10 protein-coding genes and 1 pseudogene are annotated in these 12,271 nt (G+C 62.5%); 8 read left to right on the top strand and 3 right to left on the bottom strand.

Annotated features, from left to right (window positions below):
* Nucleotides 1-157: 157 nt before the first annotated feature.
* The gene (locus tag QZ648_RS05190; RefSeq protein ID WP_169067757.1) at nucleotides 158-1,150 is read left to right on the top strand and encodes a DUF808 domain-containing protein; all 993 of its coding nucleotides are present in this window, start codon (nucleotides 158-160) and stop codon (nucleotides 1,148-1,150) included.
* Between the two features lie 235 nt (nucleotides 1,151-1,385).
* Here QZ648_RS05190 and QZ648_RS05185 read toward each other — a convergent pair whose 3' ends face one another.
* Together QZ648_RS05185 and QZ648_RS05180 are read right to left on the bottom strand one after the other, a co-directional pair.
* On the bottom strand, nucleotides 1,386-1,838 hold the full coding sequence (locus QZ648_RS05185; RefSeq protein ID WP_291996313.1) for a transcriptional regulator: 453 nt from the start codon (nucleotides 1,836-1,838) through the stop codon (nucleotides 1,386-1,388).
* Nucleotide 1,839: 1 nt separating this feature from the next.
* Complete coding sequence (locus QZ648_RS05180; RefSeq protein ID WP_169067755.1) at nucleotides 1,840-2,205, bottom strand: DUF4258 domain-containing protein; 366 nt, start codon at nucleotides 2,203-2,205, stop codon at nucleotides 1,840-1,842.
* A gap of 571 nt (nucleotides 2,206-2,776) precedes the next feature.
* Here QZ648_RS05180 and QZ648_RS05175 point away from each other — a divergent pair.
* The gene (locus tag QZ648_RS05175; protein ID WP_291996312.1) at nucleotides 2,777-3,493 is read left to right on the top strand and encodes a haloacid dehalogenase type II; all 717 of its coding nucleotides are present in this window, start codon (nucleotides 2,777-2,779) and stop codon (nucleotides 3,491-3,493) included.
* 212 nt (nucleotides 3,494-3,705) lie between these two features.
* Here the strand turns inward: QZ648_RS05175 and QZ648_RS05170 are convergent, their stop codons facing one another.
* On the bottom strand, nucleotides 3,706-3,876 hold the full coding sequence (locus QZ648_RS05170) for a hypothetical protein (RefSeq protein ID WP_291996546.1): 171 nt from the start codon (nucleotides 3,874-3,876) through the stop codon (nucleotides 3,706-3,708).
* A 367-nt stretch (nucleotides 3,877-4,243) separates the two neighbouring features.
* Here QZ648_RS05170 and QZ648_RS05165 point away from each other — a divergent pair, with 367 nt between their 5' ends.
* From QZ648_RS05165 to kdpB, 6 genes and pseudogenes are all read left to right on the top strand, one after another.
* Nucleotides 4,244-4,810, top strand: coding sequence for a hypothetical protein (locus QZ648_RS05165; protein ID WP_291996311.1), 567 nt, complete (start codon nucleotides 4,244-4,246; stop codon nucleotides 4,808-4,810).
* Between the two features lie 97 nt (nucleotides 4,811-4,907).
* Nucleotides 4,908-6,348: pseudogene (locus QZ648_RS05160) on the top strand (DDE-type integrase/transposase/recombinase).
* Nucleotides 6,345-7,190: an ATP-binding protein gene (locus QZ648_RS05155; protein ID WP_291996310.1), complete on the top strand. Its 846-nt coding sequence runs from the start codon at nucleotides 6,345-6,347 to the stop codon at nucleotides 7,188-7,190. The pseudogene QZ648_RS05160 and the gene QZ648_RS05155 overlap by 4 nt, the downstream one beginning before the upstream one ends.
* Before the next feature lie 1,112 nt (nucleotides 7,191-8,302).
* Nucleotides 8,303-8,395, top strand: a complete 93-nt coding sequence (gene kdpF, locus QZ648_RS05150) for a K(+)-transporting ATPase subunit F (RefSeq protein ID WP_169067753.1) — start codon at nucleotides 8,303-8,305, stop codon at nucleotides 8,393-8,395.
* Entirely contained in the window at nucleotides 8,392-10,179 is a 1,788-nt protein-coding gene (kdpA, locus tag QZ648_RS05145) for a potassium-transporting ATPase subunit KdpA (protein ID WP_169067752.1), read from the top strand. Before kdpF ends, kdpA begins: the two co-directional genes overlap by 4 nt.
* Before the next feature lie 16 nt (nucleotides 10,180-10,195).
* A complete protein-coding gene (gene kdpB, locus QZ648_RS05140) occupies nucleotides 10,196-12,262 on the top strand; it encodes a potassium-transporting ATPase subunit KdpB (protein WP_169067751.1) in 2,067 nt (688 codons plus the stop codon).
* The last annotated feature ends 9 nt before the right edge of the window (nucleotides 12,263-12,271 follow it).

Below are 12,271 nucleotides of genomic sequence, written 5' to 3'. Positions count from 1 at the left end.
ATGAGCCTGCAGAGCAGCTACACTTGCGAACCTTGAGCCAGCGGCCTCGCCTGGCTATCGCCGCCGGTAGAGGATCATGCGCAGCACTCCTGGCTGCCAGCGGCGTGGCAGCGCTCACCCGTCGCGGACGCGACTTTCACGGTACTTGGAGACCACGATGGCCGGAGCCAGCCTGCTTGCCCTGATCGATGACATTGCCAGCGTCCTCGACGACATCGCACTAATGACCAAGGTGGCGGCCAAGAAAACCGCTGGCGTGCTCGGCGACGACCTGGCGCTGAATGCGCAGCAGGTGTCCGGCGTGCGCGCCGAGCGTGAGTTGCCCGTGGTCTGGGCGGTCGCCGTCGGCTCCTTCAAGAACAAGCTGATCCTGGTGCCAGCGGCGCTGGCGATCAGCCGCTTCATTCCGTGGGCAGTGACACCGCTACTGATGATCGGCGGCCTTTATCTGTGCCTCGAAGGGGTCGAGAAAATCGCCCACAAGTGGCTGCACGGCAAAAGCGCTGCGACGGGCGAGGAGCCGGCACAAGAGGCCGACCAAACGGCGGCACAAAGCGATGAACACATCGATCTGGCGGCCCTGGAAGCCGAGAAGATCAAGGGCGCGATCCGCACCGACTTCGTGCTTTCGGCCGAGATCGTGGTCATCGCGCTGGGCACCGTCGCTGGCGCATCGTTTACGACGCAGGTGGCGGTTCTTTCGGGAATCGGCGTGCTGATGACGGTCGGCGTTTATGGCCTCGTCGCCGGCATCGTCAAGCTGGACGACCTCGGGCTGTACCTGCTGAAGAAGAGCGGCGCGCTGGCGCAAGCGGTCGGCAAAGGCCTCGTGCTGGCGGCGCCGCGCCTGATGAAAGCGCTCACCGTGATCGGCACGGCAGCGATGTTCATGGTCGGCGGAAGCATCCTCAGCCACGGCATCCCGCCCGTCCATCACTTCATCGAAAACGTCGCCGAGCTCATTCAACTCGCCACCCCGGTGAGCAGCGTTGGCGGCGTGCTCACGGCACTGAGCTCACTGTCCCTGGAAATGCTGCTGGGGGTCGTTGGCGGCAGCCTGGCCTTGCTCGCCGTGCAGGCGTTTGGCGCCGTCCGCAGTACTGTCCGGAGAAAGCCGGAAAAGCAGGCAGATGCGGACGAAAACAAGTAAGGCGATTGCCGGAAAAGAACGTACCAGATTGCGCCGGATTTTCGGTCGGCTTCAAGGCGCGACAACAGGCGCATAGTCGAACTACGTGACTGTTGTCGTAACACAGAAGACGGGCGAAAAGACAAGCAAGATGGTATGTTCTTTGACAGAAATCGCCTAAGGCTGAGGCCAACTGTCAGGGGCGGAGCCGCGCTCACTGAACCCTCGGCGCCGGGACTACTCGCCGGCCAGGCGCCTACGCTGCCAGTCGCCAGCCGGCTTCGGTTTCTTCGAACACCTGGCGCGCTTCGTCTTTCTGGCGATCGGTGTCATTCCACTGGGCGATCAGCTCGGTCACGCGGGTCGTGCCGTGGATATGCTCGAGGTACATCAGGCGCAGCATCCGCTCGGCAGCCACTGTTGGCCGGCGCTTGCCGCGCTCCCAGAGCGCAGTGCTCTGTTCGTCGACACCCAGGCAGTCACCCAGCCGCTTCTGCGACATGCCCATTTCGAGGCGAAGGAAGCGAATTTCGACGCCGGTCAGGCGCCGCTTGTAGTCGACCAGGTGATGACCGATGCTCCGGTGCAAGCCGTCGATATCGTAAATCTCGAGGCATGCCCCCAGCCCGTCGACCTCCTCGTAGCCGAAACCACTCGCCAGCCAGATGTTTTTCAGGCCGCAGTCTTCATATTTCAGCATGTCGCTCATTTCAGCCCTCGACTACCGTCGCCACCACGGCCAACTCGCCACCCTCAACACGGCCTGGGCCGTTTTGGCCGTCTGCGCTTTCTCCTCTGGCCTCGCCAAGCTTGAAGATCACGCCGACGGTCAAGCGAGCGCCAGCATGGAACCAGCTCAGGTTACAGCACCAATCGTCCCGCGCATCCTTGTGCAGCGGCTCGCTGACCAGGCCGTTCTTCAAGGTTTCCAGCACCTGTCGGCGACCGATGTGGCGGAGCTTCATCCGCGCCTCGGCATTCTCGCTGAAAACCAGGCGGCGCTTGCCGTTGCCGACTTCCTTGACCCATTCCATGGCCTGCCTGGGGGTCGGTTTGATGCCGGTGATCTTGCTCATGGCGATCCATCCTAGGTCGCAACAGTCGACCGTTTTGAATAATGGCCCAGGCAGAACGCGGCTCGACGTGCCACTCCTGCGCTTCTCTCCGTCACCTTCGACGTCTTCTTGTGCTGCCGGGAAGGGCATCGAACCCGGCCAGGAAACCCCGTGCCATCGCGAAGATTACAAGCTCCTGCTTTGATCGATGGCCCCAAATCAAGCCCCAGAGCGGTGATGCGGCCCGTGGCAGGCCAAGATTCTGGCCGAAAAGTCAGCAGCTGTGAAGCTCTTTCGCTTCGCTGCCAGGCGGTTGTTGACGAAGCGACGCGATCGCCGGATTCTCGAGGCGATGCGGGGTGTCTCCCAGAAGAGGATGTCGAACTATACTGACCCCCTGGCGCGAACCCCCGTTGATGCGCCGCTGCGCCAGTTTGCGTGGCGCCAGGGGGCCTGATTCGTCCATCGCTCGGGGCGAGTAGCCATCTACCGTTCTGACTCCTCCCACTTTTCAATCTGCGCTGTCGAAATGCTCTGTCAGGAAGCTGGCATTGCCGATGATGCGACAGCAACACCGAAAAAAGGATGCCCCATGGCCCACGACACCGCTGCTTCGATCATCGTTTTCGACGTCAATGAGACGCTGCTCGACATCACCACGCTCGAACCCTTGTTTGAGCGCGTCTTTGGCGATCCGTCCGTGTTGCGCGAGTGGTTTGCGCAATTGATTCTCTACTCCCAAACGATGACCCTCTCGGGCCTGTACGCACCGTTCGGAGAACTGGGCGTCGGGAGCCTGCGCATGCTGGCGTCAATCCACGGCGTCAGCATCGCCGACGGCGACATCGAGGAACTGAAGACGCGCATGAACACCATGCCGGCCCATGCCGACGTCGTTCCCGCGCTCAGCCGCTTACGCGCTGCGGGATTCAGGCTCGTGACCCTGACCAACTCGGCGAGCGCCTCTTCGCCGACGCCGCTTGAACGCGCCGGCATTGGCGAATTCTTCGAACGCTCCTTCAGTGTCGAGTCGGTTCGCAAATTCAAGCCCGCCCCCGAGACCTACCGTCAAGTAGCCGAAGAACTGCGCGTTGAGACGTCGGCGCTGTGCCTTGTCGCCTGTCACTTATGGGATACGATTGGTGCCCAGGCTGCCGGCTGCCGCGGCGCACTCGTCACACGTCCGCACAACGCGATCCTGCCCGCCGCAGAAGTACCTGTCCCGGACGTGGTGGCAGCGGAACTCACCGACCTCGCTGAGCAGATCGTCCAGCGCTGGAAATCGCCGCAGCAGCCTTCGTCAGGGTAAGACCTTCCTTGACGATCATCATCGCCGCGGCGACCGCGCCACCGCTCCTGATCTGCGCTGTTTTCGCCTCGCCCTTCCTCGAACGAGCGACCGAGTGGAGGCTTGCATTCTTGAGGAGACTTTCGGCAAGCCTCTCCTACCCGCCGTCATGGCGAGGAGGCGAAGCCGACGCGGCAATCCAGAGCTTCGGCTTTTCGCGTGTCCAGTGTTCGCTATGTCAATGCGCAGGGAAAGAGTGAGAGGATGGAACGGGATTGCTGAGTCGCGAGACCGCCCGCCCGCCCGAACTCGTTCTTGCAGCCAACGGCCAAAAACGTCTTGCCCGAACCGTATTCGCCACCGCTAGCCTTGCCGGCACCGCGTCCGCAAGCCGCGGCGTCCAGCTCTCCGTCGAGCGTTCCCGGAAGGCGGCCATCAGCCCACGGCCAGCGCCTCCAGGCCAGACTCGGGCACAGTTCCTCACCTCAAGGCCGCGCTGATCTCGGCTCACCGCTGCGGACTAATCACTGATGAACCCTCATTGCCTACTTCATCCCGAAGCGACTCGTCAAAGCGGCGGAAAGCCGCTGCCGATAATGATGCAAACGCGATCAGGGGTTCGGGCGAGGTGAGTACGGTCACCGCTCGTGATGGTGTTTGGTGGTTTTCTGGTCACGCAGCGTGATGGAGAGCAGGTGACCCCCCTCGGGGAACTTGAACAAACGAACCCTTTGGGGGAGTCTCTGGTTACCAAGCCAAGAGACCATTCAAGTGTGCCACGCCCTCCTGCAATCGCCCAACTTTTTCCGCTTGCTGCTGCGCATCGATGAAGAACTGGCCAGCGAGACACACGCCGCCGGTTGCCGGTGCGGCGGTGTTCTGCACCGCGCGAATTATCCACGCAAGCCGCGCGCCTGCCTGAGCGAGGTTCGCGGCGATTTCGAGTCGCGCTTCAGCTTCTGCTGCCATCGCTGCCGGCGGCGCACGACCTCGATGTCGGTGCGTTTCCTCGGTCGGCGCGTATATCTCGCGCTGGCGGTGGTGCTGGGTTCTGCCCGGCATGCCGGGCAGAACCCAGCGGCGACGCGACTGTCCGGAACCCTCAACGTCCCGTTGCTGACCCTGCGACGCTGGCGCCACTGGTGGCAGGGTGAGTTTCCGCAGACCTCGCTCTGGCAAGCCACCTGCGCCCACTTCATGCCCCCTGTGGTCAGCGATCTCTTCCCCGCCAGCCTGCTCGAACGGTTTTCGGGAAACGCCGAAGAAGCCCTGATGCGACTCCTGGTTTTCCTGTCGCCCCTCACGGTCAGGCCGATCGACTTGCCTGAGGGTCGCTGATCGCCCGCAGAAGATGTTGATAGTCATCCTGATCGAGGCTTTGTAGCCTTCGCTCCTGGTTTGAGCGCCGTCGGCGCCGCCACATTGGGAGACCTTCTTGAGTTCCACTATCGATCCGCTGAAACGCGATCGCTGGGCGCGTTTGCGCTTCTCGATCATCGGCCCCTTGCTGGCCGCACCGCCGGCCGCCGGCGAATTAGGCCGCCTTGACCCTGCTCGCCGTCAAGCGCTGGCGACACCCCCTCTCGGGACTCGAAGTGTGTTTCGGTAAGTCGACGCTGGAGCGCTGGTACTACCGAGCACGGCGCGCTGCCGACCCGGTCGCCACGCTCAGAAACCAACTGCGCGGCAACATCGGCCGTTTCCCCAGCATGAGTCCACGAACCGTCGAGGTGCTGACCGCCCAGTACCGCGAACATCCCGGCTGGACCGCACAACTGCACTTCGACAACCTGCGCGTCGCACTGGCGGGCAGCGACTCACCCTTGCCGTCCTACCCCACCGTTCGACGCTACCTCAAGGCGCAGGGCATGTTCCGACAAGCCCATCCCAAGCGCGCCACCGAAGGGGCGTTACTGGCCCGTGACCGCCTCGAACGGCTGGAGGTCCGGAGCTTCGAAGTCGATCAAGTGTCGGCCCTCTGGCACCTCGATTTCCATCACGCCAAACGCAAGGTGCTGACACGTGCGGGGAACTGGGTCAAGCCGCTGCTGCTCGGGGTGATCGACGACCGCTCGCGGCTCGTCTGCCACTTGCAGTGGTATCTCGACGAAACGGCCGAGAGCCTGATACACGGACTGTCGCAAGCGTTCATGAAGCGAGGGCTGCCCCGTGCCCTGATGACCGACAATGGCGCCGCCATGCTGGCCGATGAAACCGTCTCCGGCCTGGCTTGTCTGGGCATTGTCCATCAGACGACGCTGCCATATTCCCCTTACCAAAACGCCAAGCAAGAGTCCTTCTGGGGCCGTGTCGAAGGGCGCCTGATGGCCATGCTGGAAGGCGAGGACTCGCTGACGCTCGATCTCCTCAATCAGGCGACCCAAGCCTGGGTCGAACAGGAATATCACCGCACGCGCCATGCCGAGATCGAGACAACGCCGCTGACGCGTTATCTTGCCGGCCCGAATGTCCGTCGCGATTGCCCGACGACGGAAGTGCTATCTGCCGCATTCCGTATCGAAGTGGCGCGCCGGCAACGACGCTCCGATGGCACGGTGAGTCTGGCCGGAGCACGCTTCGAGATTCCCGCCCGTTATCGCCATCTCACCGTGCTTCACCTGCGTTACGCCCGCTGGGATCTGACACGGGTCGATCTGGTCGATCCGCGTAGCGGTGGGCTTCTTTGCCCGGTCAAGCCACTCGACAAGTCGGCCAACGCCGATGGCCAGCGCCGGCGCCTGACGCCGGTGACCCCCGATCTGTCGCCGCTACCGTCGTCGGGCCTGGCGCCCTTGCTCCGCCAGTTGCTCGCCGATTACGCCGCCACCGGCCTGCCGCCTGCGTACTTGCCACCCCTCGACCAGGACCCCGCATGAACCAGAAACTCCTTGCCCTGTGTGGGCTGAAGTGGAATCCCTTCTCCCCGGATTTGCCGACCGAGGCGATCTACGTGCCGCCCCGGATCGAGAATTTCTGTTGGCGGATCGAGCAGGCCCAGATCCGCGAGGGGGGCTTTGCGATGATCCATGGCGACCCGGGTACCGGCAAGAGCGTTGCTTTGCGCCTCCTGGCGGAGCGTCTCGCGCGCTTGCCCGATATCACGGTGGGCGCGATCAATCACCCGCAGAGCAACCTCGCCGACTTCTATCGCGAGATGGGCGATATCTTTGCTGTGCCCCTGCGCCCGCATAACCGCTGGGGTGGCTTCAAGGCCTTGCGCGAGGTCTGGTTCGCGCATCTGGAGACGACGCGAAGACGCGCGGTGCTGTTGGTCGACGAGGCGCAGGAGATGAGTCCGCCGGTGCTCTGCGAACTACGTCTTCTGGCCAGTGCGCGGTTCGATTCACAGCCGCTTTTGTGTGTGGTACTGGCGGGCGATGCGCGCCTGATCGAGAAGCTGCGGCGCGAGGAACTGATCCCGCTGGGCTCGCGGATTCGCACCCGGCTCGCCACCGAACACGCCAGCCGCGAGGAGTTGCTCGCCTGCCTGAGCCATCTGCTCGCCGGCGCCGGTAACGCCAGTCTGATGACACCGGCGCTGCAACACACGCTGTGCGATCACGCCGCAGGAAATTACCGCATCCTGACGACGCTCGCCGCCGAACTGCTCGCCGCCGCGGCGCAGCGTGACCTTCCCCAACTCGACGAGAAGCTTTATCTGGAGGTCTTTGCCCAACCCGAGAGGCCGGCGCCACGGCGTGCGGTGGCGGGTCGCTGATTTCGAGGCTGACGATGTCCTTCGCTGCTTCGAATCCCGCGCTGGTGCGCCAATCGATGGCTTCTTGAGATGTTGGCAAATCCCTCGAACCGCGCTCGGAAGGGGGTCACGGGGACCGTGGAATAAATGCGGCATGTTTCATCGCCGCGTTTATGCCGCGAAAGCCCCTTGACGCCCTAGAGGGCGCCGACGCTCAAGGCAGTTGTCGGGGATGGGGGTTTTACATCCCCGACGGCTGCCTCACGGCGAGTGCGGGGTCTGGGGCAGAGCCCCAGGATCGACTCGCCTGGGCCGCTCTTGCCCGACTGTCGTCCATGATCGGGCGACACTTAGTGCGTTTAGCATATCGCCGCAACCATCACCGTACGTGAACATCGGAACATCAAATTGGCTGACCGCACTCAGCGAGGACGGCTGAACTGATGTCTACTTGGCTTGTTAACGACCGCGTCCGACCCTCAGCTACCTGATGAATTCATCATGTTCGACGGCGGCTTACAGATGCGAAAGCTGGCGGTCACGGGAATCTGATGTCGGACTGGTCCTCGGCCGCTGCGGTCATTGGGGCCATGCGCCTTGAACGGCTGCTGTACTCCGCATTGCCGACGTTCGAGGAGGTCCGGCGGAAAAGCCGGGGCAGACCAATCCGAGCGGCTGCTTACCCGAAAGCGCTACTCACCCTTTCGACCCCTACCTGCCCGATGACCTGTTCATTGGCAATGACCGCTCACAGATCATGAAGCTACCGGTGCCGGGAGTCTGACGTCGGTCTGCATCATCGGCCCAAGCGGTCCATCGGGTCAGCGATGATCAACGGGACGCGCGCCCCAAAACAGTCCATCAACAGCGACGGCTGCAAGGCAAGAGAGTGTCTTCTGAAGCTAATGGTTGCGCGTCTTTGCAGGACTGACTTCCCTGCGGTTTTGTCACGATTTTTATATCGCCGCCGCAAACCTTTTGAGCATCTTGAAATCCCCTTGCCCATAGTAATGGGGTCGCTGCAAGACCATTACGGAGGCAAACATGGATATCGTCTATCTCGCAGGCATAGGTCTGTTCTTTGGTCTGGTGGCTTTCATGGCCATCGGCTGCGCCAAACTTGGAGGTGCCAAATGACCTGGCTTCATATCGTCAGCGCCGTCGCCGCGGTCGCGCTGCTTATCTACCTGATCGCGGCCCTGCTCAACCCGGAGGATTTTTCATGACCATTCATGCCTGGCTTCTCCTCGGGGTTTACCTGGCGCTGCTGCTGCTCGCAGCGAAGCCGCTCGGCAGCTACATTGCTGCTGTGATGGAAGGCCGCGGCCTCGCCCTCCGCTTTGGTGGTGGCATTGAATCTTTGCTGTATCGCCTGTGCGGCGTGCGCCGCGACGAGGAAATGGGCTGGCTGCACTACGCGCTGGCGATCCTGCTGTTCAACGTCCTCGGCGCGCTGGCGGTGTATACCCTGCAACGGCTGCAACTCTGGCTGCCGCTCAATCCCCAGGGGATGGCCAACGTCAGCCCGGATTCATCGTTCAACAGCGCTGTCAGCTTTGCTACCAACACCAACTGGCAAGGCTATTCAGGTGAATCGACGATGAGCTACTTGACGCAGATGCTAGGTCTCACGGTGCAGAACTTTTTCTCGGCAGCCACCGGCATCGTCGTCGTCATCGCGCTGATCCGCAGCTTTGCCCGTCATACGGCCAGGACCATCGGCAACGCCTGGGTCGATCTGACCCGCATTACGCTCTATGTGCTGCTGCCGATAGCGCTGGTCTACGCGTTGTTTCTGGTCAGCCAAGGCGCGATCCAGAACTTCGACCCTTACAAGGACGTGACAACGCTGCAAGTGACAGAATACGACAATCCCAAGCTCGACGCCGCCGGCCAGCCGCTCAAGGACGATAAGGGCGTCGCCATCACCGAACCCGCCACTACGCAGACGCAGACCTTGCCGATGGGCCCGGTCGCCTCGCAGGAAGCCATCAAGACCCTCGGCACGAATGGCGGCGGCTTCTTCAACGCCAACTCGGCGCACCCCTACGAAAACCCGACGCCGCTTTCCAACTTCATTCAGATGCTGTCGATCTTCCTGATCCCGGCGGCCCTGTGCCTGACCTTCGGCCGTATGGTTGGCGACATGCGCCAAGGCTGGGCCGTGCTGGCTGCCATGACGTTGATGTTCGTGGTCGTGGCCATCGCGGCCATCAGCTTCGAGCAACAGGGCAACCCGCTGCTGGCCAATCTCGGCGTCGACATGGCGGCCGGCAACATGGAAGGCAAGGAAACGCGTTTCGGCATCGCCGAATCGGGTCTGTTCGCTACCATCACCACGCTGGCGTCCTGTGGAGCCGTCAACGCCATGCACGACTCCTTCACTCCACTGGGCGGCTTCGTGCCGCTGTGGGACATGATGCTCGGCGAAGTGGTGTTCGGCGGCGTCGGCACCGGCCTCTATGGCATGTTGGTGTTCGCCGTCATGGCGGTATTCATCGCTGGGCTGATGATCGGCCGCACGCCCGAATACTTGGGCAAGAAGATCGAGGCGCATGAAATAAAGATGGTGTCGATCACCATCCTCGTCACGCCGTTCTTGGTGCTGGCCGGCACCGCCATCGCCGTGATGACCACAGACGGTATCGCCGGTATCGCCAACCCTGGCGCCCACGGCTTCTCGGAAATTCTCTACGCCTTCACATCGGCCGCCAATAACAACGGCAGTGCCTTCGCCGGACTCTCAGCCAATACGCCCTTCTACAACGGCTTGCTGGCCGTTGCCATGTGGTTCGGCCGCTTCGGCGTCATCGTGCCGGTACTGGCCCTGGCCGGCGGCCTCGCCGCCAAGAAGCGCATTACCGCCAGTGCCGGCACCATGCCGACCCATGGCCCCCTGTTCGTCGTGCTGTTGATTGGCACCGTCGTGCTGGTTGGCGCCCTGAACTACGTTCCCGCGCTCGCGCTGGGGCCGGTGGTCGAGCATCTAATGCTCTACCCCGCCCACTGAGCCGAAGGAGACAATCATGATTCACAAGAAACTTGCGATGTTCGACCCGGTGCTGGTGAAACCGGCCATCGTCGATTCGTTCAGAAAACTGAATCCCGCCACCCAGTGGCGCAACCCGGTGATGTTCGTGGTGTATGTCGGCAGTATCCTGACTACGGTGCTCTGGGGACAGGCGCTTGCCGGGCAGGGTGAGGCATCGGCCGGATTCATCCTCTCCGTGGCCCTCTGGCTGTGGTTCACGGTGCTGTTCGCCAACTTCGCCGAAGGGCTCGCGGAAGGCCGCAGCAAGGCTCAGGCGGCCTCGTTGCGTGGTCTGAAGAAAGAGACATGGGCCAAGAAGCTCAAGGGACCGCATGCCACCGCCGAGTGGCATACGGTGCCGTCCGCCGATCTGCGCAAGGGCGACATCGTCCTGGTGCATGCCTCTGAGACCATCCCGGCCGATGGCGAAGTCATCGAAGGCGTAGCTTCGGTGGACGAGTCCGCCATCACCGGCGAATCGGCGCCGGTCATTCGTGAGTCGGGCGGCGATTTCTCGGCCGTGACCGGCGGCACGCGCGTGCTGTCCGACTGGCTCGTCATAAAGGTCAGCGTCAATCCCGGCGAAACCTTTGTCGACCGCATGATCGCCATGGTCGAGAGTGCCAAGCGCCAGAAGACGCCCAACGAGATCGCGCTCACCATCCTGCTGGTGGCGCTGACCATCGTCTTTCTCGGCGTCACCGTCACGCTGCTGCCGTACTCGATATTCAGCGTTAATGTAGCGAAGGCCGGTACCCCCGTGACCATCACGGTGCTCATCGCCTTGCTGGTCTGCGTTATCCCGACGACGATCGCCGGCCTGCTCTCGGCGATTGGTGTGGCCGGCATGAGCCGCATGATGCAAGCCAACGTCATTGCCACGTCCGGTCGCGCCGTCGAGGCTGCGGGCGATGTCGATGTCCTGTTGCTCGACAAGACTGGCACGATCACTCTCGGTAACCGACAGGCTTCTGCGTTTCTGCCCGCCGACGGTGTCACTGAAGCAGAACTGGCGAGCGCCGCCCAACTGGCGTCGCTCGCCGATGAAACCCCGGAAGGCCGCAGCATCATGGTCCTGGCCAAGCAGAAATTCAATCTGCGCGAGCGCGACATCCATTCGCTTGAAGCCCAGTTCGTCCATTTCTCGGCTCACACGCGTATGAGCGGGGTCGATGTCCATGGCACGCAGATTCGCAAGGGCGCTGCCGAAGCGATCAGCAAGCATGTGGAAGAATTCGGCGGCCACTTCCCGCCCTCAGTGCTCGTTGCCGTCGAGGAGGTATCCCGACGCGGCAGCACGCCCCTCGTAGTAGCCGAGGGTACCCGCGTTCTCGGCGTCGTCGAGCTCAAGGACATCGTCAAGGGTGGAATCAAGGAGCGCTTCGCCGAACTGCGTCGCATGGGTATCCGCACCATCATGATTACCGGCGACAATCGACTCACGGCTGCCGCCATCGCCGCAGAAGCCGGGGTCGACGACTTCCTTGCCGAAGCCACGCCGGAAGCGAAGTTGGCCCTGATCCGCCAACACCAGACCGAAGGCCGCCTCGTCGCCATGACCGGCGACGGCACCAACGACGCGCCAGCACTGGCCCAGGCCGACGTGGCTGTAGCCATGAATACGGGTACCCAGGCTGCCAAGGAAGCCGGCAACATGGTCGATCTCGACTCTAACCCGACCAAGTTGATCGAGGTTGTTGAGACCGGCAAGCAAATGCTGATGACGCGCGGCTCGCTGACGACCTTCAGCGTCGCCAACGATGTCGCCAAGTACTTCGCCATTATCCCAGCGGCCTTCGTCACCGTCTATCCGCAGCTTGCGGCCCTCAACGTCATGGGGCTCGCCAGCCCGAACTCGGCCATCCTATCCGCAGTGATCTTCAATGCATTGATCATCATGTTCCTGATCCCGCTGGCGTTGAGAGGCGTGAAGTACCGGGCCCTGGGCGCCGCCGCGCTGTTGCGCCGCAACCTCACCGTCTATGGTCTCGGCGGCCTCGTTGCGCCCTTTGTTGGCATCAAACTGATCGACATGCTGATCGCCGCCGTCAGCCTCGCCTGAGAAAGGAAG

Origin of the sequence: Candidatus Accumulibacter sp. ACC012 (genome assembly GCF_907163155.1) — a bacterium.
GTDB classification, from domain to species: domain Bacteria; phylum Pseudomonadota; class Gammaproteobacteria; order Burkholderiales; family Rhodocyclaceae; genus Accumulibacter; species Accumulibacter delftensis.
Note: the sequence above shows the minus strand (reverse complement) of the source record. Positions and strands in the feature narration are given on the sequence as shown.

Bases quoted from the DNA above. Each gene is read 5' to 3' on its own strand.
- QZ648_RS05190 (WP_169067757.1), top strand. From the start codon at position 158: ATGGCCGGAGCCAGCCTGCTTGCCCTGATCGATGACATTGCCAGCGTC.
- QZ648_RS05185 (WP_291996313.1), bottom strand. From the start codon at position 1,838: ATGAGCGACATGCTGAAATATGAAGACTGCGGCCTGAAAAACATCTGG.
- QZ648_RS05180 (WP_169067755.1), bottom strand. From the start codon at position 2,205: ATGAGCAAGATCACCGGCATCAAACCGACCCCCAGGCAGGCCATGGAA.
- QZ648_RS05175 (WP_291996312.1), top strand. From the start codon at position 2,777: ATGGCCCACGACACCGCTGCTTCGATCATCGTTTTCGACGTCAATGAG.
- QZ648_RS05155 (WP_291996310.1), top strand. From the start codon at position 6,345: ATGAACCAGAAACTCCTTGCCCTGTGTGGGCTGAAGTGGAATCCCTTC.
- kdpF (WP_169067753.1), top strand. From the start codon at position 8,303: ATGACCTGGCTTCATATCGTCAGCGCCGTCGCCGCGGTCGCGCTGCTT.
- kdpA (WP_169067752.1), top strand. From the start codon at position 8,392: ATGACCATTCATGCCTGGCTTCTCCTCGGGGTTTACCTGGCGCTGCTG.
- kdpB (WP_169067751.1), top strand. From the start codon at position 10,196: ATGATTCACAAGAAACTTGCGATGTTCGACCCGGTGCTGGTGAAACCG.